This window comes from Pseudomonas sp. HMSC076A11 (assembly GCF_001810205.1).
Taxonomy (GTDB): Bacteria; Pseudomonadota; Gammaproteobacteria; order Pseudomonadales; family Pseudomonadaceae; genus Pseudomonas; species Pseudomonas aeruginosa.
The window spans coordinates 123,957-147,940 of the sequence record NZ_KV800319.1 but is presented as its reverse complement, the minus strand read 5'-3'; the positions used below and the strand labels follow the sequence as shown (position 1 = coordinate 147,940).

At 67.8% G+C, this 23,984-nt stretch carries 23 protein-coding genes; 16 read left to right on the top strand and 7 right to left on the bottom strand.

Annotated elements, in window-relative coordinates:
- Window positions 1-13: 13 nt before the first annotated feature.
- Complete coding sequence (locus HMPREF2716_RS25065) at window positions 14-1,288, bottom strand: cation:proton antiporter (protein WP_003105667.1); 1,275 nt, start codon at window positions 1,286-1,288, stop codon at window positions 14-16.
- Window positions 1,289-1,730: 442 nt separating this feature from the next.
- On the opposite strand from HMPREF2716_RS25065, the gene HMPREF2716_RS25060 reads away from it, so the two are divergent.
- Genes HMPREF2716_RS25060 through HMPREF2716_RS25045 form a run of 4 tightly spaced genes read left to right on the top strand, consistent with a single transcriptional unit; the run spans window position 1,731 to window position 5,226 of the window.
- Window positions 1,731-2,453, top strand: a complete 723-nt coding sequence (locus tag HMPREF2716_RS25060) for an ABC transporter permease (RefSeq protein WP_023517995.1) — start codon at window positions 1,731-1,733, stop codon at window positions 2,451-2,453.
- Window positions 2,453-3,388 (top strand): glycine betaine ABC transporter substrate-binding protein, encoded by a 936-nt coding sequence (locus tag HMPREF2716_RS25055; protein ID WP_003105663.1) that lies wholly within the window; start codon window positions 2,453-2,455, stop codon window positions 3,386-3,388. Before HMPREF2716_RS25060 ends, HMPREF2716_RS25055 begins: the two co-directional genes overlap by 1 nt.
- Window positions 3,388-4,050, top strand: a complete 663-nt coding sequence (locus HMPREF2716_RS25050) for an ABC transporter permease (protein ID WP_003119254.1) — start codon at window positions 3,388-3,390, stop codon at window positions 4,048-4,050. The genes HMPREF2716_RS25055 and HMPREF2716_RS25050 overlap by 1 nt, the downstream gene beginning before the upstream one ends.
- Window positions 4,051-4,062: 12 nt before the next feature.
- On the top strand, window positions 4,063-5,226 hold the full coding sequence (locus HMPREF2716_RS25045) for an osmoprotectant ABC transporter ATP-binding protein OsmV (protein WP_003113768.1): 1,164 nt from the start codon (window positions 4,063-4,065) through the stop codon (window positions 5,224-5,226).
- 127 nt (window positions 5,227-5,353) lie between these two features.
- Here the strand turns inward: HMPREF2716_RS25045 and HMPREF2716_RS25040 are convergent, their stop codons facing one another.
- The 4 genes from HMPREF2716_RS25040 to HMPREF2716_RS25025 are packed head-to-tail and all read right to left on the bottom strand — an operon-like array spanning window position 5,354 to window position 10,171.
- Entirely contained in the window at window positions 5,354-6,262 is a 909-nt protein-coding gene (locus HMPREF2716_RS25040; protein ID WP_003113767.1) for an efflux RND transporter periplasmic adaptor subunit, read from the bottom strand.
- Between the two features lie 36 nt (window positions 6,263-6,298).
- Window positions 6,299-6,499 (bottom strand): DUF1656 domain-containing protein, encoded by a 201-nt coding sequence (locus HMPREF2716_RS25035; RefSeq protein ID WP_003082823.1) that lies wholly within the window; start codon window positions 6,497-6,499, stop codon window positions 6,299-6,301.
- Window positions 6,489-8,684: an FUSC family protein gene (locus tag HMPREF2716_RS25030; protein ID WP_003119252.1), complete on the bottom strand. Its 2,196-nt coding sequence runs from the start codon at window positions 8,682-8,684 to the stop codon at window positions 6,489-6,491. Before HMPREF2716_RS25030 ends, HMPREF2716_RS25035 begins: the two co-directional genes overlap by 11 nt.
- Window positions 8,681-10,171 (bottom strand): efflux transporter outer membrane subunit, encoded by a 1,491-nt coding sequence (locus tag HMPREF2716_RS25025; RefSeq protein ID WP_003105655.1) that lies wholly within the window; start codon window positions 10,169-10,171, stop codon window positions 8,681-8,683. Before HMPREF2716_RS25025 ends, HMPREF2716_RS25030 begins: the two co-directional genes overlap by 4 nt.
- Window positions 10,172-10,416: 245 nt before the next feature.
- On the opposite strand from HMPREF2716_RS25025, the gene HMPREF2716_RS25020 reads away from it, so the two are divergent.
- Together HMPREF2716_RS25020 and HMPREF2716_RS25015 are read left to right on the top strand one after the other, a co-directional pair.
- Entirely contained in the window at window positions 10,417-11,370 is a 954-nt protein-coding gene (locus tag HMPREF2716_RS25020; protein ID WP_003092994.1) for a LysR family transcriptional regulator, read from the top strand.
- A 94-nt stretch (window positions 11,371-11,464) separates the two neighbouring features.
- Window positions 11,465-12,442: a 2-hydroxyacid dehydrogenase gene (locus HMPREF2716_RS25015; RefSeq protein ID WP_003104226.1), complete on the top strand. Its 978-nt coding sequence runs from the start codon at window positions 11,465-11,467 to the stop codon at window positions 12,440-12,442.
- Between the two features lie 17 nt (window positions 12,443-12,459).
- On the opposite strand, the gene HMPREF2716_RS25010 is transcribed toward HMPREF2716_RS25015, so the two are convergent.
- The gene (locus HMPREF2716_RS25010) at window positions 12,460-13,362 is read right to left on the bottom strand and encodes a DMT family transporter (RefSeq protein WP_003092997.1); all 903 of its coding nucleotides are present in this window, start codon (window positions 13,360-13,362) and stop codon (window positions 12,460-12,462) included.
- 125 nt (window positions 13,363-13,487) lie between these two features.
- On the opposite strand from HMPREF2716_RS25010, the gene mdrR1 reads away from it, so the two are divergent.
- From mdrR1 to fecA, 4 genes are all read left to right on the top strand, one after another.
- A complete protein-coding gene (mdrR1, locus tag HMPREF2716_RS25005; protein WP_003122048.1) occupies window positions 13,488-14,369 on the top strand; it encodes an efflux pump transcriptional regulator MdrR1 in 882 nt (293 codons plus the stop codon).
- Between the two features lie 100 nt (window positions 14,370-14,469).
- Complete coding sequence (locus tag HMPREF2716_RS25000; RefSeq protein WP_003092999.1) at window positions 14,470-14,979, top strand: sigma-70 family RNA polymerase sigma factor; 510 nt, start codon at window positions 14,470-14,472, stop codon at window positions 14,977-14,979.
- Window positions 14,976-15,929, top strand: coding sequence for a FecR domain-containing protein (locus tag HMPREF2716_RS24995; protein WP_003453883.1), 954 nt, complete (start codon window positions 14,976-14,978; stop codon window positions 15,927-15,929). Before HMPREF2716_RS25000 ends, HMPREF2716_RS24995 begins: the two co-directional genes overlap by 4 nt.
- A 94-nt stretch (window positions 15,930-16,023) precedes the next feature.
- Window positions 16,024-18,378 (top strand): TonB-dependent Fe(3+) dicitrate receptor FecA, encoded by a 2,355-nt coding sequence (gene fecA, locus HMPREF2716_RS24990; RefSeq protein ID WP_043494407.1) that lies wholly within the window; start codon window positions 16,024-16,026, stop codon window positions 18,376-18,378.
- 95 nt (window positions 18,379-18,473) lie between these two features.
- Here the strand turns inward: fecA and ivy are convergent, their stop codons facing one another.
- Complete coding sequence (gene ivy, locus HMPREF2716_RS24985) at window positions 18,474-18,935, bottom strand: lysozyme inhibitor Ivy (protein ID WP_003093002.1); 462 nt, start codon at window positions 18,933-18,935, stop codon at window positions 18,474-18,476.
- A 220-nt stretch (window positions 18,936-19,155) separates the two neighbouring features.
- Here ivy and HMPREF2716_RS24980 point away from each other — a divergent pair, with 220 nt between their 5' ends.
- The 6 genes from HMPREF2716_RS24980 (at window position 19,156) to tsiT (ending at window position 23,917) form a co-directional block, all read left to right on the top strand.
- Window positions 19,156-20,739, top strand: a complete 1,584-nt coding sequence (locus tag HMPREF2716_RS24980; RefSeq protein ID WP_003093004.1) for a peptide chain release factor 3 — start codon at window positions 19,156-19,158, stop codon at window positions 20,737-20,739.
- 384 nt (window positions 20,740-21,123) lie between these two features.
- A complete protein-coding gene (locus HMPREF2716_RS24975; protein WP_003093006.1) occupies window positions 21,124-21,519 on the top strand; it encodes a PAAR domain-containing protein in 396 nt (131 codons plus the stop codon).
- Entirely contained in the window at window positions 21,516-22,043 is a 528-nt protein-coding gene (locus HMPREF2716_RS24970; protein WP_003104236.1) for a DUF4123 domain-containing protein, read from the top strand. Before HMPREF2716_RS24975 ends, HMPREF2716_RS24970 begins: the two co-directional genes overlap by 4 nt.
- The gene (locus HMPREF2716_RS24965) at window positions 22,036-22,419 is read left to right on the top strand and encodes a hypothetical protein (protein ID WP_003132626.1); all 384 of its coding nucleotides are present in this window, start codon (window positions 22,036-22,038) and stop codon (window positions 22,417-22,419) included. Before HMPREF2716_RS24970 ends, HMPREF2716_RS24965 begins: the two co-directional genes overlap by 8 nt.
- Window positions 22,416-23,201 (top strand): type VI secretion system effector protein TseT, encoded by a 786-nt coding sequence (gene tseT, locus HMPREF2716_RS29190; RefSeq protein WP_003104240.1) that lies wholly within the window; start codon window positions 22,416-22,418, stop codon window positions 23,199-23,201. Before HMPREF2716_RS24965 ends, tseT begins: the two co-directional genes overlap by 4 nt.
- Complete coding sequence (gene tsiT / locus HMPREF2716_RS24955; protein WP_023089432.1) at window positions 23,198-23,917, top strand: type VI secretion system immunity protein TsiT; 720 nt, start codon at window positions 23,198-23,200, stop codon at window positions 23,915-23,917. Before tseT ends, tsiT begins: the two co-directional genes overlap by 4 nt.
- Window positions 23,918-23,984: the final 67 nt, after the last annotated feature.

Sequence of the window (23,984 nt, the reverse complement as noted above, 5' to 3'; positions counted from 1 at the left end):
GCGAAGGCTGCGCTCAGTGCGCCCCCTCGCTTTTCTCCAGCGGCTGGCCGGCGTAGATACGACGCACCAGCGGGCCGATGGAAAGCCCCTGGAGCAGGATCGATACCAGCACCACGATGTAGGTCAGGCTGAGGATCAGGTCGCGCTCCGGCCCCAACGGCAGGGACAGCGCCAGCGCCACCGAGACGCCGCCGCGCAGCCCACCCCAGACCAGGATGCGGATGGTGCCCGCCGGTACCTGCCGGTTGGCGCCACGGAAACGGCGCAGGACCAGGATCGCCGGGCCCACCGTGAGCAGGCGCGAGACCAGCACCGCGCCGCCGAGGGCGAAGGCCGCCGCCACGTGCAGCCAGGAGAACGGCAACAGCAGCAGCTCCAGGCCGATCAGGGCGAACAGCAGGGCGTTGAGGATCTCGTCGATCAGTTCCCAGAACTTGTCCACGTAGCGCCGGGTCTCGTCCGACATCGCGTAGTGGCGTCCGTGGTTGCCGATGATCAGCCCGGCCACCACCATCGCGATCGGCGCCGATACGTGCAGGCGCGCGGCCAGCGCGGCACCGCCGATGACCAGGGCGAGGGTCAGCATGACCTCCACCTGGTACTGGTCGATGCCGCGCATCATCACGAACACGCCGTAGCCGAGCACCGCACCGAAGACCACGCCGCCGATGGCTTCCTGGACGAAGAGGATCGCCGTGGCGCTGACCGTGGGCGCCTCGCCGAGCTGGAGGATGCCGAGGATGATGGCGAACACCACCACCGCGGTGCCGTCGTTGAACAGCGACTCGCCGACGATGGTGGTCGCCAGCGGTTTCGGCGCGCCGGCGGACTTGAGGATGCCGAGCACGGCAATGGGGTCGGTCGGCGAGATCAGCGCGCCGAACAGCAGGCAGTAGATGAAATCCACCTGCCAGCCGAACAGCGGGAAGGTGTAGTAGGCCAGGCCACCGATGACGAAGGTGGCGATCAGCACCCCGGCGGTGGCCAGCAGGCCGATCGGCCACTTGTAGCTGCGCAGGTCGGAGAGGTCGACGTGCAGTGCGCCGGCGAACAGCAGCGCGGGCAGGAACCAGGTCATCAGCACTTCGGAGAAGTCGATGCGGCGGATGATTTCCTGCATCTCCACCTCGAGGATCGGATAGCCCAGTTCCGACAGCCCCTGGACGATCAGCGAGAACACCAGCGCCGTGGCCATCACGCCGATGGTCGGCGGCAGGCGGATGAAGCGGTAGTTCACGTAGGTGAGCAAGGTGGTCAAGGCAATGAATGCCGCGACGAGATCGAGCATGACGCGGGGTACTCCCTTAGCAGAAGGTAAAACACCTACCCCAAAAGGCCGATCCGTGAACCGTGGGGTGCGAATGTCTGGAAAAGCCCGAGAAAATTTCGGAACCCGCATCATAACCGCAGAAAAGCCCTGGACGTCCAGCGCACCGATACGGTGCATGGCGCGCCGCCGACGCGGCAGCGCCATTATCGACCGCTTCCCCGGGGAAAATTTCTTCGTTCGCCGCCAGCCCAGGCGAGACGGCGGCTGCGGCCGCTTGCCCAGGCCCGGCCATGGCACAAGCATGGCCGTTTCGTTGAACCTCCGCGAACGACGAACGGTCAACCCTTTCAGGGTCGGGAATTCGGTGCCCATCCGAAGCCTTTGATTTCCGGCCTGTTTCCGCGCTTCGACGAAGCGCCCGACAGCGTAGCCAACGCTCATTCCGAAGGGAGTCCCGACCATGGTGAAAACCTGTGGCAAGGCCCTGCTCGGCCTCTGCGCCGCAGCCGCCGTACTGGCCTTGCTGATCCACTGGATCACCCCCGCGACCATCCTCCACTACCGCGAGGACCTGCTGTTCTACTTGCAGGCCCACCTGGTGCTGGTCTTCAGTTCGATGGTGGCCGCCCTGCTGGTCGGCGTGCCGGCCGGCATCCTGCTCAGCCGTCCCGGCATGCAGGCCCAGGCCGAACGCCTGATGCAGGTGTTCAACGTCGGCAACACCATCCCGCCGCTGGCGGTGCTGGCCATCGCCCTGGCGATCATCGGCATCGGCAACGGCCCGGCAATCCTTGCCCTGTTCCTCGCCTCGCTGCTGCCGATCGTGCGCAACACCTACGAGGGCCTGCGCAATGTCTCGCCGGCGCTGAAGGAAGCCGCCACCGGCATCGGCATGACGCCCAACCAGGTGCTGCTGCGGGTGGAACTGCCGAACGCGGTGCCGATCATCGTCGGCGGCGTGCGCGTGGCCCTGGCACTGAACGTCGGCTCCGCGCCGCTGGCGTTCCTGATCGGCGCCAACAGCCTGGGCAGCCTGATCTTCCCCGGCATCTACCTGAACAACCACCAGCAACTGCTGCTCGGCGCCGCCTGCACGGCGCTCCTCGCCCTGCTGCTGGACGCCCTGGTGGTGCTGTTCAGCCGCATGTTCCTGGAACGCGGCCTGACCGCCAAGGAGGCCTGATGAACCGACTGATCCGCTCACTCTGCCTGGCCTGCGCCGGCCTGTTCGCCGCCGGCCTGGCGCAGGCGGAAACCCTGCGCATCGGCGGCAAGACCTTCACCGAGCAGCGCATCCTCACCGCCATCACCGCGCAGTTCCTGCAGAAGCGCGGCTACGACGTGACGGTCACCACCGGCCTGGGCAGCACCCTGGCCCGCGCCGCCCAGGAAAGCGGCCAACTGGATATCGTCTGGGAGTACACCGGCTCGTCGCTGATCGTCTACAACCACATCGACGAGAAGCTCGACGCCGCGGCTTCCTACCGCCGGGTCAAGCAACTCGACGAAGCCCAGGGCCTGGTCTGGCTGAAGCCGACCCGCTTCAACAACACCTATGCCCTGGCCATGCCCGAGGAACAGGCCGAGCGCCTGGGCATCCAGAGCGTCAGCGATCTCGCGCGGGTGCTCGCCGAACAGCAGGAGGCCGAGCCCGGGAGCACCCACCTGTTCGCCATGGACCCGGAGTTCGCCGGCCGCCCCGACGGCCTCGGCCCCATGAGCGAGCTGTACGCCCTGCACTTCACCCGCAACGACATCCGCCAGATGGACGCCGGGCTGGTCTACACCGCGCTGAAGAACCGCCAGGTGTTCCTCGGCCTCGTCTACACCACCGACGGCCGCCTGAAGGATTTCAAGCTGCGCGTGCTGAAGGACGACAAGCAGTACTTCCCCTTCTACAACGCCGCCCCGGTGGTGCGTAAGGAGGTCATGCAGCGCCATCCGGAGTTCGCCACGCTGTTCGATCCGATCATCGAGCGGCTCGACGACGCCACCATGCAGGCGCTCAACGCGCGGGTCGATATCGAGCAGCAGACGCCACAGAAGGTCGCCGCCGACTTCCTCCGCGAACACCACCTGCTCGACGACGGCCAGGCCGGCCAGGGAGGTAGCCAGTAATGGACTTCTTCAGCGTGCTTTCCCATCTCGACTGGTCCCAGGTCGGCCAGCTCACCCTCCAGCACCTGCTGCTGGTACTGGTCGCCGTAGGCCTGGCGATCCTCGTCGGCGTGCCGCTGGGCGTGCTGATGACCCGCTTCACGTGGCTGGCCGGCCCGTTGCAGGGCGCCGCCACGGTGATGCTGACCATCCCCTCGATCGCCCTGTTCGGCCTGCTGATGCCGGTCTACTCGGTATTCGGCCAGGGCCTCGGGCCGCTGCCGGCGATCACCGCGGTGTTCCTCTATTCGCTGCTGCCGATCCTGCGCAACACCTACCTCGCCCTGACCGGCGTCGAAGCGGGCATCCGCGAGGCCGGCAAGGGCATCGGCATGACCTTCTGGCAACGCCTGCGGATGGTCGACATTCCCCTCGCGGTGCCGGTGATCCTCGCCGGCGTACGCACCGCCGTGGTGATGAACATCGGCGTGATGACCATCGCCGCGGTGATCGGCGCCGGCGGCCTGGGCGTGCTGATCCTCACTTCCATCAGCCAGAGCAACATGCCGATGCTGGTGGTCGGCGCGGTACTGGTCAGCCTCCTGGCCATCGCCGCCGACCTGCTGCTGCAATGGCTGCAACGCATCCTCACCCCCAAGGGACTGCGCGCCAGCGCGCACTGACAGGAGCCGAACATGATCGAACTGGACAAGCTCAGCAAGACCTTCACCCAGAAGAACGGCAAGGAGTTCCGCGCCGTCGATTCCGTCAGCCTGACCGTGGAGAAAGGCGAGATCTGCGTCTTCCTCGGCCCCTCCGGCTGCGGCAAGACCACCACCCTGAAGATGATCAACCGGATCATCCCGCCGACCTCCGGCCGCGTGCTGATCGACGGCCAGGACACCGCGGACCTCGACGAAGTCACCCTGCGCCGCCACATCGGCTACGTGATCCAGCAGATCGGCCTGTTCCCGAACATGACCATCGAGGAAAACATCATGGTCGTGCCGCGCCTGCTCGGCTGGGACAAGGCGCGCTGCAAGGAGAAGGCCCGCGAGCTGATGAGCATGGTCAAGCTGGAGCCCAAGCAGTACCTGCAACGCTACCCGCGCGAACTCTCCGGCGGCCAGCAGCAGCGCGTCGGGGTAATCCGCGCGCTGGCGGCGGACGCGCCGCTGCTGCTGATGGACGAGCCGTTCGGCGCGGTCGATCCGATCAACCGCGAGTCGATCCAGAACGAGTTCTTCGAAATGCAGCGCAAGCTCGGCATGACCGTGATCATGGTCAGCCACGACATCGACGAAGCCATCAAGCTGGGTGACAAGGTGGCGGTGTTCAAGAGCGGCCGGCTGCTCCAGTACGACCACCCGGACACCCTGCTGGCGCACCCGGCGGACGAGTTCGTCAGCGCCTTCACCGGCCAGGACAGCACGCTCAAGCGCCTGCTCCTGGTGCGCGCCGAAGACGCCGCCGACAGCAGCCTGGTCACCGCCCGGCCGCAGACCCCGGTGGCCGAGGCGCTGGAACTGATGGACGAGAACGACCGGCGCTACCTGATCGTGGTGGATGACCAGGGCAAGGGCCTGGGCTACGTGCGACGCAAGGACCTGCGCCGCCAGGAGGGCACCTGCGCGCCGTTCGTCACCCCGTTCCGGGTCACCGCCAGCCACGACGAGCACCTGCGCATCCTGTTGTCGCGGATGTACGAGTTCAACAGCTCCTGGCTGCCGGTGCTCGACCCCGACCAGCAGTTCCTCGGCGAGGTCACCCAGGAATCCATCGCCGACTACCTCAGCTCCGGCCGCTCGCGCGGCGGCAAGGGCCTGATCGTGTCGCCGGCCGAACAGGTCGGGGCCTAGGCCGCCGGGTGGATATTCACCGCCGGCAGCCGCCAACCGCAGCGTATTCCTGGCGAGTGGCGCCCTCTTCCGCCCCGCCGAAACGAAAAAGCCCGGCATCCGCCGGGCTTCTCCCTGCCCCTTCCACTCAACCGGCCCGCCCCGGCGCCTGCGCCGCCGAGGCCTGGTCGTCGCGCCCTTGCGGCTTGACGATCACCGTGCAGGTGATCCCCGCCGAGAGCAGCACGCCGTCCGGCACTTCGTCGATGTGTACCCGCACCGGCACGCGCTGGGCCAGGCGCACCCAGTTGAAAGTGGGGTTGACGTCGGCGGTCAGCTCGCGGCTTTCCGGGTTGTCGCGGTCGTAGATGCCGCGGGCGATGCTTTCCACATGGCCCTTGAGGTGTTCGCCGCTCATCAGCTGCATGTCCACCGGGTCGCCTTCGCGGATGTACGGCAGCTTGGTTTCCTCGAAGTAGCCGTAGACCCAGTAGGAGTTCTTGTCGATCACCGCCATCTTCGCCTCGCCGACCCGCGCGTAGTCGCCACGGTGCACGTTGAGGTTGGTGACGTAGCCGTCGACCTGCGCCACCACCCGGGTGCGCTCCAGGTTCAGGCGCGCGGCGTCGAGCTGGGCCTTGGCCTGCTCGTAGTCGGCCATCGCCGCGGCGGCGGTGTTGTGGGCGTCGTCGCGGCTTTCGCGGGAGACCACCATCTCATCCATTTCCGCGCGCCGCCGGGCGTTCAACTGGCGCATCTCCAGGGTCGCCTTGCGCGAGGCAACCAGCGACTCGGCCTGCTTCACCGCAATACGGTAGTGGTCGGGGTCGATCTGCATCAGCAGGTCGCCTTTCTTCACCAACTGGTTGTCGCGCACCGGGACGTCGACGACGATCCCGGAAACGTCGGCGGCGACATTGATCACGTCGGCGCGCACGCGACCGTCACGGGTCCAGGGGGTGTCCATGTAGTTGACCCACAGGGTCCGCCCGATAAATACGGCGACCAGCAGGATCAGCAGGGTCGCCAGCAGGCTGATTACGGATTTCAAGGTCATGGTCGGCTCACGATAACGAAGAGGTGCGCTACCGCCTCAGCGGTAGATGGTCAGGGACAGGCCGCCGTACAGGCAGGCGAACAGGCTGACCCGGAACAGCGCCGGGTGCCAGGTGAAGCGATACAGGCCAACCGAGGCGAAGATCCGGTCGAGCCCCCAGGTGAGCGCCGCGGCGATCACGAACAACAGCGTCAGGGTCGGCATGTAGACCCCATGGATGGCGATTTCACGAGGCATGGACGGTACCTTGGCCGCTCGTCCGGCCGGCCAGTTCGGTCAGTGGCGAGGTCGGCGCGAGCAGGGAAGAACGGATGAAGTGCAGGTAGCTGCGCACCCGCCGTAGCGGCGAGCTGTCGAAGTGCGGCGCGCAGGGTTCGTCGGTGTGCCTGGCCGCGTGGATGGCCTGGTCGACAGCCGCCAGAGCGCGCTCCAGGTTCTCCGCACCGGGGCGCACGAACAGCCGGATCAGGGCCCGCCCCATGGCGCGGATCGCCTGGCGCCAGGGCATGGCCTCGGCGTAGCAGGGTTCGTCCGGCAGGCGCTCCTGCTCGCGACGCAGCTCGATGATCGCGTGGCCGACCTCGAGCACCAGGAACATCCAGCGCAGCAGCCCGCGCTGCACGTCCGGGCGCCCGGCGGCGACGCCATAGGCCTGGTTCAGCAGGTCGCGGGTACCGCTTTCGAAGGCCGAGCCAAGCCCCCTGCTCCTGCCGCTGATGGCGAACACCACGCGCATCCGCAGGTCGCGCTCGAGGCGCTTCCACAGCCAGGCGCTGTTGGGCGGCAGAATGACCGCGGCGGCCGCGGCCGAGAGCAGCATCGAGAGGATCAGGGCGATGTACTCGTTGATCACGTGGGCCGGGTCGTAGACGGTCAGGTTCGCCGGCACCGAACCGAAGCAGAAGAACACCAGCAGGCCGAGACCGTAGCCGGCCCACTGCGGCCGCGAGGAGATGAACGCGCCGAGGGCGAACACCGGCGCCAGTACCAGGCATAGCAGCGGGAAACCGTCGATATGCGGGTAGACGAAGAACATCTCGCTGAAGCCGAGCAGCGCCGCCGCCATGGTGCCGATGGCCATCTGCATGGCGACCTTCTTCGGGTTCGGCGCCGCCGAGGCCAGCGCCGAGACCGCCACCGCGTTGAGGGCGAAGGTGCCGCCGCTGGGCCAGGTGCTGTAGATCCAGAAACAGCCGAACAGCAGGATCATCAACCCGGTGCGCATCCCCGCCACTGCCGCCGCCACCGCGTTGGCCTTGGCGGTGAAGGCGTCCTTCCACTGCTCGCGCTCGTGGCGGTGGGCGGCCAGCGAGGCATGGGTCAGGGCGTAGTCGTGCATTTCCTCGGCGAAACGGTAGAGCAGCTCGGCGGCGGTATTGAAGTCCAGCCGCGCCTCTTCGCCCGGCTCTCGCGCCAGCAGCTCGCCGCGCGCCTGGCGGATACGCGCCATCAGGCGTTCGCGGCAGTCGGCGAGGCGCTGGGCGAAGCGCTCGGCGTCATGGTCGGTGACGGCGCGGCCACGGATCTCCTCGAGCAGCCCGGTGATTTCCTCCAGGCACGGCTCGAACGCATCCAGCACCTGGGTGGAGCCCTGCGCGCGCAAGCGTTCGAGCAACTGGTGGAGGGCGTGGAAACGGGTATTCATGGCCATGAACTCGCTGCTCAGGCGAATCAGCCGGCCATTGCGCAGGCGCATGTGCGGATCCTCGAAGGCGCTCGCCGCGCGCATCGTCTCCAAGCCCACCGCCTGGGCGGCGAAGGCCACGTTGCTGCTTTCGAAGCGCTCGCGCCCGCCGACCCCGCGCAGGCTGTCGAGGACGAACGCGGCGAACAGGCCGAAGCGCACGTACAGCGCATTGCGCATCGCCGCGCTGGTGGTCTGCGGCATGATCACCGCGCTGACCACCCCCGAGCAGAGGATCGCCAGGCTGATTTCCAGGACCCGCCAGATCGCCTGCATGAAGGCGCCTTCCGGATGGCTGGTGGCGGGGATGCCGATCAGCGTCGCGGTGTAGCCGGCGAGCACGCAGGCGTAGGAGCGGAAGTCACGGTAGCGGGCGGCCCCGGCGGTGCAGAGGCCGATCCAGATCGCCGAGCTGAGCAGGAACAGCACTCGCTCCTGGGCGAACAGGGCGATCAGGGTGACCATCACGCTGAGGCCGACCAGGGTGCCGAGGATGCGGTAGAAGCTCTTGGCGAACACCTGGCCGCTCTGCGGCTGCATGACGATGAACACGGTGATGGTCGCCGTGCTCGGCTGCGGCAATTCCAGGCGCATCGCCAGCCAGAGGGTCAGGAAGGCCGCGCAGAGCACCTTGAACACGTAGATCCAGGTCGCCCCGTCGCTGCGCGCCCACTCGGCCAGCGCGCGCCGCCACTCGTCGCGGCTGGGCAGGGCGAAACCAGCGGAGCGGCCACTCATCGCGAAGACACCGCTCTGACCGGGACGTTCTCCGGCGCCAGCTTCCGCTGCGCCGGCGTATCGGCGCCGGCCCCGACGCCGCCGCCGAGGGCGGTGAGCAGGCTGGCGTGGGCGGCCAGCCGGGCGGCCTGCACCTGCTCCTGGACCAGTTGCTGCTGGAACAGCCGGGTCTGCGCGTTGAGCACGTTGAGGTAATCGGTGAGGCCGCGCTGGTAGGCCAGGGTGGCGATATCGTAGGTCTTCTGCGCGGAAGCCACCGATTGCGCGGCGAAGTCCTTCTGGATGTCCACCGAATGCAGGCGGATCAACTGGTCGGAAATGTTCTTCAGCGCATCCACCAGGGTCTGGTTGTATTGCTCCACCGCCGCGTCGTAGCCGGCCGCCGCCTCGCCCAACTGCGAACGCAGGCGGCCGCCGTCGAAGATCGGCAGGGTCACCGCCGGGCCGGCGCTGTAGGTGTACTTGGCGCTGCGGAAGAACTCCAGCATGCCGCCGCCGACGGCACTGAAGCCGACCGAGGCCATCAGGTCGACGTTGGGGTAGAAGTCGGCGCGCGCCACGTCCACGCCCTTGGCCAGGGCGGCGACCTGCCAGCGGCGGGCGACCACATCCGGGCGGCGACCGAGCAGTTCGGCCGGCAAGGCGCTGGGCAGGCTCGGCTGCGCCGCCAGGTTCAGGCTTGGCCGGCGGATCGTGCGGCCCTCGCCCGGGCCCTTGCCGGCCAGGGCGGCGAGCAGGTTGCGGGTGAGCTGGATTTCTTCGTCGATCACCTCGATGCGGCGCTCGGTCTCGGGCAGCGGCACTTCCGCCTGGCTGACCTCGAAATGCGTGCCGATGCCGCCGCGCAGGCGACGCTGGGCCAGGGCGAGGATGTCGCGCTGCTGTTGCAGCATGGCCTTGGCGATGTCCATCTCGGCGTACTGCAACGAGAGCTGGACGTAGGCGCGGACGATGTTGCCCTCCAGCTCGAGCTGCGCCTGGCGCGCCTCGGCGGCGGCCATGTGGGCCAGGTCGACGGCGCGCTCGCTGTCGCTGCGGTCGCGCCCCCAGAGATCGAGCTTGTAGTTCAGGCCGATCTCGGTGGAGTTGTTCCAGGAAGTGGTCCGCGCCAGGTCGCCGGGGCCGTAGAAATAGTCGTCCGGCCAGCGGTGGCGGACCAGCGAGCCCTTGCCCTCGATCTGCGGCGACTCGATGGACTCCACCAGCCCGGCCATGGACTTCGCCTGGCGTACCCGCGCATGGGCTACCGCCAGGCCTGGATTGCCGTCCAGCGCCTTCTCGATCCAGGCGTCCAGCTGCGGATCGGCATACACCTTCCACCACTGCGCCTGCGGCCAGCCGGCCTCGCGGGCGGCAGCCTGGATCGCATGGTCGGTGGCCAGGGCGTTGGCGTCGAGCGTGGCGGCCTCGGGGGCGATATCGCCTGTACTGACACAACCGGATATTGCGGAGAAAACGACGAGAAAACCGACGAAGGAGCCGACCAAGGTCAGTTCCTTCCTGAGAGCACGCGGCACGTTGTCTGATCCTGGAGGGGCGAAGCACGGAATTTGAACGGTACGGGCGCCGTTCAACCCGCTCGAGCGTTCGTGCGCTCGGGGGCCGATGAATTTTAAGAGGCTGGCGGCTGCTGATAAGCTGGCTCAAGTGCGATTGTTTATTGCGTAATGTGAAATAATCCGCCATCGCAACAATCTGACACACTTCTGCGCGTGCCTAGGAGGCCCCGTCGATGGACACCCTGCAAAACATGCGAGCCTTCGTCTGCGTGGCGGAAACCGGAAGCTTCACCGCGGCGTCCCAGCAGCTCAACACCACCACCGCCTATGTTTCGCGGGCGGTGGCCAACCTCGAGACGCACCTGCGCACCCGCTTGCTCAACCGTACCACTCGTCGCATCGCCCTCACCGAGGCCGGCCAGCGCTACCTGCTGCGCTGCGAGCAGATCCTCGCCTACGTCGAGGAAGCCGAGGCCGAAGCCAGCGACGCCCATGCCCGACCCGCCGGCAAGCTGAAGCTGCATTCGATGACCGGCATCGGCCAGCACTACGTGATCCGCGCCATCGCCGGCTACCGCCAGCAGTACCGCGACGTGACCTTCGACCTGACCATGGCCAACCGCGTGCCGGACCTGCTCGACGAGGGCTTCGACGTGGCCATCGTGGTGGCCTCCGAGCTGCCCGATTCCGGCTTCATTTCCCAGCGCATCGGCGAGACCTACAGCATTCTTTGCGCCTCGCCGGAGTACCTGCGCCTGAACGGCACGCCGAGCGAGCCTTCGGAGCTGGCCAGCCACGACTGCCTGCGCCTGGTCAGCCCGGTGGTGCCGCTGGATCGCTGGCTGTTCGACGGTCCCAACGGCCAGGAAATGGTCTCCATCGGCGCCTCGCCGTTCCAGGTCAATGTCGGCGACGCCATGACCGAGGCAATCCGCTCCGGGCTGGGCATCGGCATCCTGCCGGTGTATTCGGCCATCGAGGACCTGGGCAAGGGCACCCTGGTGCGGGTCCTGCCGCAACACCGCCTGCAACAGCTCAACGTCTATGCGCTGTACCCTTCGCGGCAGTATCTCGACGCGAAGATCAAGACCTGGGTGGAATACCTCAAGGAAAGCCTGCCCGGCCTGCTCCAGCGCGACGAAGCGGCGCTGGTGGAGCTGGGCCTGGAACTCGGAAGACCCTCCTGAGCCGATAATCGCCCGCCCAGTGGCGGGCCCCTGCCCGCCGCTTCGATGGCGGTGGTATGGTCGGCGCTTTCGCTCCCGCTTGCAGAGTCCCGTCATGAAAAAGAACGTCTTCGTCTTCAGTCGCCTCGCCCCCGAGCATCTCGAACGCCTGCAATGCCAGTTCAACGTCCGCGTGCTCGAACCGAAACAGGGCGACATCGACGCCCAGTACGCCGCCGCCCTGCCCGATACCCACGGCATGATCGGCGTCGGCCGGCCGCTCGGCGCCAGGCAACTGGAACAGGCGAAGCAGCTGGAAGTCATCTCCAGCGTCTCGGTCGGCTACGACAACTATGACCTGGACTACCTGAACCGCCGCGGCATCGCCCTCACCAACACGCCCGACGTCCTCACCGAGACCACCGCCGACCTCGGCTTCGCCCTGCTGATCAGCGCCGCGCGACGGGTCGCCGAGCTGGACGCCTGGGTCAAGGCCGGGAACTGGAAGCGCACCGTCGACGCCCCGCAGTTCGGCACCGACGTGCATGGCAAGAAACTCGGCATCCTCGGCCTCGGCCGGATCGGCGCGGCCATCGCCCGGCGCGGCCGTTTCGGCTTCGGCATGCAGGTGCTCTACCACGGCAACAACCGCAAGCCGGAACTGGAACAGGAACTCGGCGCGCGCTTCCTCGGCTTCGACGAACTGCTCGGCGAGGCCGACTTCGTCTGCGTGGTGGTGCCGCTGGGAGCGCAGACCCGGCAGTTGATCGGTGCGCGCGAACTGGGCCTGATGAAACCCTCGGCGATCCTGGTCAACGTCGCCCGCGGCCAGGTGGTCGACGAGGCCGCGCTGGTCGCCGCCCTGCGGGAGAAGCGCATCCTCGGCGCCGGCCTGGATGTCTACGAGAAGGAACCGCTGGCCGAATCGCCGCTGTTCGCCCTGGACAACGTGGTGACCCTGCCGCACATCGGCTCGGCCACCCACGAGACCCGCCGGGCCATGGCCGAGCGGGCGCTGCAGAACTTCGAGGCGGCCTTGCGCGGCGAGCGGCCGCTGGACCTGGTCAATCCACAGGTGTGGCGACGCGGCTGAGCGCGCCTCCCTCTCCGCTAGGTCGAGCGCGCCGGCCCGGCCAGCGCCGGCGCCTTCGGCTTGCGGAACACCAAGACGTTGCCGAGCATCACCAGGACCAGCCCGGCCAGCGCCGGTGCGGTCCAGCGGTAGCCCTCGGCGAAGGCCGAGATGTTCAGCGCCACCACCGGGAACAGCACGGTGCAGTAGGCGGCGCGATCCGGGCCCATGCGCCCGACCAGGGTCAGGTAGGCGGTGAAGCCGATCACCGAGCCGGGGATCGCCAGGTACAGCAGCGAGCCGACGTAGCGCGCGCTCCAGTCGAAATTCAGCGGCACGCCCTGGAACAGGCACAGCGCCAGGAGGATCAGGGTGCCGTAGAGCATGCTCCAGGCATTGCCGGTGAGCGGGCGGATGCCGGCCTTCTGTTGCAGGCTGGAAAGCATGTTGCCGGTGGAGAAGCACAGCGTGCCTAGCAGGGCCAGGCCGAGGCCGTAGAAGGTTTCCGGGGTGGCCTGGTGACCCACCAATTCCGGCCAGAACAGCAGCCCCAGGCCGAGCAGGCCGAGACCGCCACCGGCCATCACGTTCGACGCGATGCGCTGGCCGAACCACAGGCGGGCGTTCAGCGCATTCCACAGGGTGGCGGTGGAGAACACCACGGCCACCAGGCCGCTGGGAATCCACTGGCTGGCGGTATAGAAGCAGATGAAATTCAGGCAGAACAGGCATACGCCCTGGGCCATGCACAGGCGTTGGCCCCGTGCGTCCAGCCTTTGCAGGCGGCGGCCGAGCAGCAGCACGGCGAACAGCACCAGCGCCGCCAGGGCGAAGCGGTAGGCGATCGACAGGGTGATCGCCACCGGGCCCATCTGCAGCTTGATGGCGATCCAGGTGGTGCCCCAGATGAGCACGGTGAGCAGGTACAGCGAAAGATTCATGGCGACTCCGCAACGACAGGATGCCGTCAGTCTGCGGGCGAGGCCGGGCGCGACCATTGTCCATTCTTGCGCTTTTCATCCGCCGCCTCTCGCGGCAGCGTCCGGGCGCGGGTAGCATGGCCGGCATGCACCAACCCAGCGATTTCCAGGTATTCCGCACCCTCGACCGGACCTCCAATGCGCGCCTGCTGCGCAGCAGCACGCTCAGCGACGGCCTGGCGCTCGCCCATTGGTACCGCGACGAAGCGGAGATCCTCGGCTACAGCGACCCCGGCCATCACACCCTGTCGCTCTACCTGCAGGGCGGCTGGCAGACCTTCCGCCGCGATCGTCCCGGGCTCTATGGCGGCCCCGACCGCTTCTGCGTGATGCCGGCCGAACACCACTCCGACTGGGCGGTGACACGCGGCCTGGGCTTCATGCACCTGTACATAAGCCCGGAACGCCTGGCCGGCGCGGCGGTACGCACCCTCGATTGCGAACCACGCAGCCTGCAACTGGAGGAGCGCACCTACATCCAGGACGAGCCGCTGGCCGCCCTGTGCCGGACCCTGGAACGACAGGACTGGAACGAACCCGGCGAGCGCCTGCTATGCACCAGCCTCGCCCACCAGGCGGTGGACCACCTGCTGCTCACCGGGTGCGGCAGGCGTACCGACGTACGCTGGCAGGGCGGGCTGGCCGCGCACGTGCGGCGGCGCCTGGCCGACTACATCGAAAGCCACCTGGAGCAGCCGCTGGAACTGGGGTCGCTGGCGGAGCTGGCGGCGCTCTCCGAGTACCACTTCGCGCGTATGTTCCGCGTCTCCTTCGGCCTGCCGCCGCACCGCTACGTGCTGGAACGACGCCTGGCGCGGGCCCGCGACCTGCTGGCGTACTCCGCGCAGTCGCTCCAGGAGGTCTCGCTGGCCTGCGGCTTCGCCAGTCCGAGCCATTTCAACCGGCGCTTCCGCGAAGCCCATGGCGCCACCCCGGGGCAGTACCGCGCCGCCCTGAAAGGCTCCTGAAAGCCAGGCGCCGACAGCCTGCGGTTGTAGGCAGGCATTCCCGCAGCATAAAATGATAACTATTATCATTCGTTAATCCTTCTGCTCCGGGAATGTCCAGGTGTCGAGCGCCGACCTCGCCCATGCGGCCGCGTTGCATACCCTCTACAGCGACCACCACCACTGGCTCACGGGCTGGCTGCGGCGCCGCCTCGGCTGCCCGCAGAACGCCGCCGACCTGGCCCAGGACACCTTCGTCAAGGTCCTGGTTTCGCGCCAGGCCGCGCGCATCGACGAACCGCGCGCCTTCCTCACCACCATCGCCCGCCGCGTGCTGTGCAACCACTACCGCCGCCAGGACGTCGAGCGCGCCTACCTGGAAGCCCTGGCCAGCCTGCCCGAGCGGGAAGTCCCCAGCGAAGAGACCCGCGCCATCGTCCTGGAGACCCTGGTCGAGCTGGACCGTCTGCTCGACGGTCTGCCGCCGCTGGCCAAGGAGACCTTCCTGCTGGCCCAGCTCGACGGCCTGGGCTACGCCGAGATCGCCACGCAGCTGGGCATCTCCCTGAGCAGCGTCAAGCGCTACATGCTCAAGGCTGCGCAACGCTGCTACTTCGCCGAGCTGCCATGAGCCTGCCCGCCGCACCCAAGGTGCCGCCGCAGGTGGCCGAACAGGCCGTGCGCTGGCTGGTCGAGCTGCAGGGCGGCGCCGACGACGAACGCCTGCGCCAGGCCTGGCAGCGCTGGCGCCAGGCGGCCCCGGAACACGAGCAGGCCTGGCGCCACATCGAGGCGGTCAACCAGCGCCTGGCCGGGATAGGCACGCCACTGGCCCTGGCCGCCATCAACGCACCGCATTCGCCGCAACGCCGGCGCGCGCTGAAGACCCTGCTGCTGGTCCTGGCCGCCGGCGGCAGCGCCTGGGGCCTGCGCGAGAGCGGCAGCCTGCAGCGCTGGAGCGCCGACTATGCCACCGGCGTCGGCGAACGCCGGCGCCTGGCCCTGGCCGACGGCAGTCGCCTCGAGCTGAACAGCGACACGGCGGTGGATGTCCGCTTCGATGCCGGCGAACGGCGCCTGCTCCTGCTGCGCGGGGAAATCCAGCTCAGCACCGGCCACGACCCGCGCCCGCTGCACGTGTACAGCGCGGAAGGCCGGCTGCGACCGGTGGGCACCCGGTTCGACGTGCGCCAGTTCGCCGGACGCACCCGCGTCGCCGTCCACGAAGGCGCGGTACAGGTGGAGAACCGCGCCGGCCAGGGCCTGCTGTTGCCCAGCGGCCGGCAACTGGACTTCGACCGCGAGCGACTCGGCGCTCCGCAGCCGCTGCCGGTCGGCAGCGGCGCCTGGACCGACGGCATGCTGGTGGCCGCCGGCATGCGCCTGGACGAATTCCTCGCCGAAGTCGCGCGCTACCGCCCCGGCCGGCTGGGCTGCGACCCGCGCATCGGCGGCCTGCGGATTTCCGGCAGCTATCCGCTGGACGATAGCGAGCGGATCCTCGCCACCCTGCCGGCGGTGCTGCCCGTGGAGGTACGGCGCATCACCCGCTACTGGGTCGGCGTGCACCCGCGCGAATGAGCGGAAAGATATTTCCGCGCACCTGAGCCTTTTTCCCCACCTCGCGTGACAGAGGAGGAAAGCCAACCTCGAAAGATCCACTGGAGTGTCCCTCATGTCCCCGTCACGCGCCCTGTCGCCGCTCAGCCGCGCCCTGCTCCTCGCCTGCCTCGGCGGTCCCGTCCTGGTTTCCGCCGGCAGCGCCTGCGCCGCCGAGATCCGCACCGATGCCCGCCAGTACTACCGCCTGCCTGCCGAGCCGCTGGAGCAGGCGTTGAACCACCTAGGCCGCCAGGCCGGCGTGCTGATCGCCTTCAGCCCGGAACAGACCGCCGCGCGACGCAGCCAGGCGCTGGACGGCGAGTACACCCTGGAGGAAGCCCTGGCCGCCCTGCTCGCCGGCTCCGGCCTGGAGGCGCGCGCCCGCGGCGACGGCGCCTACACCCTGGAAGCGCTGCCGGTGGAAGACCCGGCCAACCTGCAGGCGCTCACCGTGGTCGGCGACTGGCTGGCCGACGCCAGCGCCGCCGACGTCTTCGAGCATCCCGGTGCGCGCGACGTGGTCCGCCGCGAGCAGTTCCAGGCCCAAGGCGCGGCCAGCACCCGCGAAGTGCTGGAGCGCATTCCCGGGGTCAGCGCGCCGCTCAACAACGGCACCGGCAGCCACGACCTGGCATTGAACTTCGGCATTCGCGGCCTCAACCCGCGCCTGGCGTCGCGCTCGACGGTGCTGATGGACGGCATCCCGGTGCCCTTCGCCCCCTACGGCCAGCCACAGTTGTCGCTGGCGCCGGTGTCCATCGGCAACATGGACGCGGTGGACGTGGTCCGCGGCGGCGGCGCGGTGCGCTACGGGCCGCAGAACGTCGGCGGCATCGTCAACTTCGTGACCCGGGCGATCCCCGAGGACTTCGCCACCAAGCTCGACGTGCACAGCGAACTCAGCCCCAGCTCCAGCCAGGACGGCCTGAAGACCACCCACAACGTGCTGATCGGCGGCACCGGCGCCAACGGCCTCGGCGGCGCCCTGCTCTACTCCGGCACCCGCGGCGGCGATTGGCGCGAGCACAGCGATACGCGGATCGACGACCTGATCCTCAAGGGCCGCTTCCAGCCCAGCGACGAACACGCGTTTTCGGCGATGACCCAGTACTACGACGGCGAGGCCGACATGCCCGGCGGCCTCGGCACCGCGGCCTACCGCGACGACCCGTACCAGTCGACCCGTCCCTACGACAAGTTCTGGGGCCGCCGTACCCTGGCCAGCGCCAGCTACGAATACACCCCCAACGCCAGCCAGAAGCTCAACGTCACCGGCTTCTTCACCAAGACCCTGCGCAGCGGCTACCTCGACCAGGGCCGCAACCTCACCCTGTCGCCGCGCGAATACTGGGTACGAGGCCTGGAAACCCGCTTCAGCCAGGGCTTCGAGCTGGGCGAAAGTCGCCACGAAGTGGGCATCGGCCACCGCTACGTCAACGAAGCCAGCCACGAGCTGCGCTACTGGACCCGCGCCGACAGCGGCCAGCTACCCAGCACCGGCAGCCGCAACGACCGCGACACCCGCGGCAGCACCGAAGCCAACGCGTTCTACATCGACGATCGCATCGATATCGGCAACTGGACCATCACCCCCGGCATCCGCTACGAGAAGATCGACTCCGAACAGAAGAACCTGCTGAAGAACAGCAAGGACAGCGGCCGCTACAACGCCTCGCTGCCGGCGCTCAACGTGACCTACCACCTCACGCCGAGCTGGAACCTCTACGCCAACACCGAGGGCTCGTTCGGCACCGTGCAGTACAGCCAGATGGGCAAGGCGGTGCAGAGCGGCGACATCGAGCCGGAGAAGGCCCGCACCTGGGAACTCGGCAGCCGCTACGACGACGGCATCCTGCGCGCCGAACTGGGCGCCTTCCTGATCAACTTCGACAACCAGTACGAGAGCAACCAGCAGACCGACAGCGTGACCGCCCGCGGCAAGACCCGGCACAAGGGCATCGAGGCGGCGATCGCCTACGACCTGGCCGATCTCGACCCGCTGCTCTCCGGCTTCGACGTCTATGCCAGCTACGCCTACGTCGACGCGAGCATTCGCGAGGACGGGCCGAACAAGGGCAACCAGGTGCCGTTCTCCTCGAAGCACAAGGGCACCCTTGGCGCCAACTACCGCACCGGCGCCTGGAGCTACAACCTCGACGGCAGCTTCCAGACCAGCCAGTACGCCGACAACGCCAACACCGAGAGCGAAAGCGCCGACGGCAGCACCGGGCGGATCGCCGGCTGGATGGTCTGGAGCGCGCGCGGCACCTACGACTTCGGCCCGCAACTGAACGACCTCAAGCTCGGCCTGGGGGTGAAGAACCTGTTCGATCGCCGCTACTACACCCGCTCGTTCGACGACAACAACAAGGGCCTCTACGTCGGCCAGCCGCGCACCCTGTACGTACAGGCCTCGGTCGGTTTCTGAAGGAAGACCGCGGGAGCGCATGGCGCAACGGCGGACGATCGCCAGCGATCATCCGCCCTCCCCGCCGCCGGGCCTGGTCCCCCTCAGGCCCGGCGTCACTTCCAGTTCGGATCGCTCTCCAGCTGTTTCATCAGCAGCTCGCGGACCTGCCTGGAGGGTTCGCCGTACCAGCGATAGGTGGCGTACTTGCTCGGCGTCTGCATGACTTCGGCGGGCTCGTCCGGCAGGCTCACCTGCAGCCCGTAGGCGGCACTCTTGTCGCCACGGAACGCCACCAGCAGGCGGTTGTTGCCGCAATCGTGGGGTTTGCAACTGTTGGCCAGGACGTAGGGCTGGCCCTCCAGGCTCAGGCTGGTGGACGGGGAACTCGGGCCGCTGGCGTCGGAAACCCATTTCGGCACGTCGCTCTCGCCCTTGAACATGGCGTGCCAGGTGGCCTTGTAGCCGGGCTGGCCGAGCAGTTCGAACAGCCGCGGCTGCTCCTCGGCCTGCGCCGGCGCCCAGTGCAGCGCCGCGCCCAGCAACGCCAGGGAGAGCAGTCTGGATACTCCGTTCATGGTGATTTCCTTCGATCGGGTGAAATGAAAGCAGTCTATCCGGCGGTGGCCGCCGCTGGCTGCTTGGAACGGCACGACTGCGACAAGTTCGCTGTCCACCGGCAATTCCATCGATCGCCGGATGACAGGCATCCCGACGCGCCGCGTTTTACCGCTATAATCCCGCGTTTTTCCGGGCCGTCCCGCGCCCACGCCAACGGATTCCAGCAGGCACGCATCCATGACCACTCAGGCCGCCGAAGTCGCGAAGCGCCGTACCTTCGCGATCATTTCCCACCCCGACGCCGGTAAGACCACCATCACCGAGAAGCTCCTGCTGATGGGCAAGGCGATCGCCGTCGCCGGTACCGTGAAGTCGCGCAAGTCCGACCGCCACGCCACGTCCGACTGGATGGAGATGGAAAAGCAGCGCGGCATCTCCATCACCACCTCGGTGATGCAGTTCCCCTACCGCGAGCACATGATCAACCTGCTCGACACCCCCGGCCACGAAGACTTCTCCGAAGACACCTACCGCACCCTGACCGCGGTGGACTCGGCGCTGATGGTGCTCGACGGCGGCAAGGGCGTCGAACCGCGGACCATCGCCCTGATGGAAGTCTGCCGGCTGCGCGACACGCCCATCGTCAGCTTCATCAACAAGCTCGACCGCGACATCCGCGACCCCATCGAGCTGCTCGACGAGATCGAGGCGGTGCTGAAGATCAAGGCCGCGCCGATCACCTGGCCGATTGGCTGCTACAAGGACTTCAAGGGCGTCTACCACCTGGCCGACGACAGGATCATCGTCTACGTCCCGGGCCACGGCCACGAGCGCATCGAGACCAAGGTCATCGAAAAGCTCGACTCCGACGAAGCCCGCGCCCACCTCGGCGATCTCTACGACAATTTCGTCGAGGAGCTGGAGCTGGTGCAAGGCGCCTGCCACGAATTCGACAAGGACGCCTTCCTCAAGGGCGAGATGACCCCGGTGTTCTTCGGCACCGCGCTGGGCAACTTCGGCGTCGACCAGGTCCTCGACTGCATCGTCGACTGGGCGCCGCAGCCGCTGTCGCGCGCCACCCACGAACGCAGCGTGGAGCCGACCGAGGAGAAGTTCTCCGGCTTCGTGTTCAAGATCCAGGCGAACATGGATCCCAAGCACCGCGACCGCATCGCCTTCATGCGCATCTGCTCGGGCAAGTACGAGAAAGGCATGAAGATGCGCCACGTGCGCCTGGGCAAGGACGTGAAGATCGCCGACGCGCTGACCTTCTTCTCCTCCGAGCGCGAGCAACTGGAAGAGGCCTATGCCGGCGACATCATCGGCCTGCACAACCACGGCACCATCCAGATCGGCGACACCTTCAGCGAAGGCGAGAACTTCGGTTTCACCGGCATCCCGCACTTCGCCCCGGAACTGTTCCGCCGCGTGCGCCTGAAAGACCCGCTGAAATCCAAGCAGTTGCGCCAGGGCCTGCAGGAACTGGCCGAGGAAGGTGCGACCCAGGTGTTCTTCCCCGAGCGCAACAACGACATCATCCTCGGTGCGGTGGGCGTGCTGCAGTTCGACGTGGTCGCCAGCCGCCTGAAGGAGGAATACAAGGTCGAGTGCGCCTACGAGGCGATCAACGTCTGGTCGGCACGCTGGATCGAGTGCGACGACGAGAAGAAGCTCAAGGAGTTCAAGGACAAGGCCTTCGAGAACCTCTCCGTGGACGGCGGCGGGCACCTCACCTACCTGGCGCCGACCCGCGTCAACCTCAGCCTGATGGAAGAACGCTGGCCGGACATCCGCTTCCGCGCGACGCGCGAGCATCACTGATCGCACGGGAGGAGCCAGGGACAGCCTCCCTGGCTCCTCCCGCGGCGGTCTCGGCGCAGGGCGGATAACCCTATCGCGGCTATCCGTCGCTCCAGCGCGATATCGGCGGACAGTCCCTGCGCAGGCAAAGCGAACGCGACGCTGCGCGAAACGCCTCCTTCCCTCCTCCCAGGCTCCCCTCCCCATCGCGCCATCGCTCCGTACGCCTGCGCCTTTCGCAGGCGGGTGACGAGACTTCCAGGTAGGAAATCCCTTCAAGCGCAACCAGGCAAGGACGCGGTTGCCCAAGCCGTTTCCGAAGGTGCCTCCTGAGCAGTTCAGATAGGTTGTCCGCCCCCGAGTGGCACGGCAGAGTGCCAGGGTTTATCTCATAGGGACTTGAGCATGAGCGGCAAACCCGCTGCGCGCCTGGGCGATCCGACCGCGTGTCCGCTGCCGGGCCACGGCAGCAACCCGATCGTCGGCGGCTCGCCCGACGTCTTCTTCGACCATCGGTCCGCCGCCCGCCAGGGCGACGCCACCGCCTGCGGCGCCACCCTCAGCGCCAACGTCATCGCCAACGTACTGATCAATGGCAAGCCCGCCACCGTGGTAGGTAGCGTCGGCACCCACGGCAACCTGGTGGTCGGCGGGGCGGGCACGGTGCTGATCGGCAACAGCGGCGGCGGCGCACCCGCTCTCGCCCTCGCCCCACCGAAGCTGTGCCTGCAATGCCTGCTGCTGGCGGCACGCCGCAACCAGGCCCTGGTGCCCCTGGAAAGCCTCGGCGGCGCACCGTGAGCCGGCTCCAGCCGGCGCTCGCGGCGCCTACGCCGGACAGCCGCCTGTTCGCCCTGGCGGACGGCGCCCGCTACCTGACCCTGGACACCCGCCTGGAAAAGGCCGCGGGGGAAATCCGCTCGCGCTGGCTGCTGGCCGGGAGCGAGCTGGACGAAATCGCCCATGCCGGGCCGGTCCTGATCGAATTCATGGACAGCGCCCCGCTTTCGTCATCGGGCGAGTTCCTCGGCTGGCTGCGCGACTGGGACCGCCGCTCGCCCATGGCCTCCTGGCTGTGGAGCCGGGCGTCCTTCGAAAACCTCGCGAAACACTTCGCCGGGCTGCTCTTCACCCGCATGCCCGACGGCCGCCGGGCGCTGTTGCGCTACTACAGCCCGGAAGTGCGCCGGGCGCTGGAACAGGTCATGACCGCGCGGCAATGGACGCAAGTGATGGCGCCGCTGGAGCGTTGGCAGGTCTGGCAGCCCCTGCAGGGCGGCTACCTCGTCTATGACCGGGAAACGGAGCGGACCGCCGATGCTTGAACTGGATGCCGGCCAACTGGATCGCCTGCAGCGGGTCCGCGACGACGAAGTCATCGAGCGGGTCTTGCTGGAGGTGCGCCGGGAAGCTCCCGCCTGGCTCGAACGGCGCGGCCTGCTGCCCGCCATCCGGCAACTCGGCGAGCTGCGCGCGACGGCGCTGGAACTGGGTATCGAAGAGCCCGGGACGATCGAACGCTTTCTCCTGCACGGCCTGGCCTTCCCCGGCTTCCAGGACACGCCGGCGTTTCTCGCACACATGCGCCGGCCGCTGGCGGACAGCCCGGAACAACGCTTCCAGGACTACGAACGGATCGTCGAGTTTCGCCTGGCCAGCCAGAAATGGCGCGCGTACGAAACCTCGGGGAGACCGGCATGAGCGGCATAGGCGCGCTTTTCCGACCGCTGCCCCGCATGGGCCCGCGGCTGCCCTTCGAGCTACCCGCGCCGCCCCGGCCGCACTTGCCGATGCCGGCGCCGCGCCCGCTGCCGCGACCGGCCCCCGGCGCGCTACCCAGGCCGGTACCGCGTCCGATGCCGGTGCCGCAGACCCTGCCCAGGACCGAGACCGGCACGCTGAGCCGCGACCGGACCCGGGAAGCCGAGCGCGATTGCAGCAAGAGCCAGGGCCGCGACAAGGACTGCGTGGAGTGCCCGCCGTCCCGGGGCGAAATGGCCATCGCCAATAACGGCAAGGGCCACAGCATGTCGGACCTATCCGCGCGCTACCAGCAGTGGGTGACCAATTTCCCGTTTCCCCACGAATGGTTCTGGAGCGGCACCTGGTGGGACGGCTTCGACGAGCCGCGCTGCACCCTGCTGGAGGCGAAGGCCAACTACGCCTTCCTGTTCGTCCCGCTGCTCGGCGTGCCCAGGCCCTGGGCGCGGGCCAAGGTGAAGTCGGACCTGCTGCAGAAGGCCGAGGTCCACAGCGACAAGGCCCGACCGACCCCGCCGGTGTTCGTCGAATGGCACTTCCTGCAGCGGATCGTCTACGAGTACTGCGCCGCGGAGTACCTGCGCATGGGACTGGCCAACCTGAAGGCATTCTGGAATCCGATGCCGGGAACGGACGAGCACGACGACTACCAGGAAACCCGCGCGAAGGAACAGGAAGAGATGAAAAGGTTTTGCGAAGAGAACCCGGGGTATTGCGCATGACGGACGCCAAGGCTTTCAGGCGCTACATATTCGAGCTGTACTTCGATCCGGCACGGCTCCTCGAACTGGACGACGACCAGCACCTGCAACGGATAGAGCGCTTCCTCGATGCCCTCGCGCCCCTCCATCCGGTGCTGGAGAACTGGTACCTGTGCGGCGACTCCCTGCGCGATGCCCTCAGCCACAACGTCACCGAGCACCGCCAGGATCTCGCCAAGGCCCTGTCGCGTGACCGACGCACCCGGGCGGTGGAACTGGTGCTATGGAACGGCGAGGAGGATCCGCTCAAGGGCGGGTTGTCGCTGGACTACGAGGCCAGCGGCAGGGCCGTCTCGACCAGGCTCCAGTTGGAAGATGCCGGCAGCCTGCTGCAGGTGTTCGACGCACCGGCTTCCTCCTTCGTCGCGATCTTCCTCGCGGCGCTGGAAATCTGGCCCGAAGCGACCTGGGGCATGCTCGCTCCGCATGCGTACTTCGTACACCAGCGGACCTTCCCGGACCGCCGCAGCATCGGCTGGATCGGCTTCTGCCCGCATCCGCTAAGGGCCACGGACTTCCCGGCAGCTACGGAGCTGGTCGACATTCCCGGCCGTGGCACCCTGCTGCTGAACGGCCGCGAACCGATGGACGAAACCCGTCGCGAACATTTCGAGCGCGTCGGCGAAGCGGACATCAAGCTGATGGAACTGGGCTACCTGCCCCCGCTGCGCGGTTGACGACGTACGAAGCAAAAGCCGCCTGCGTTCCGTAGGGCGAATACGCCACCGGCGTTATTCGCCGAGA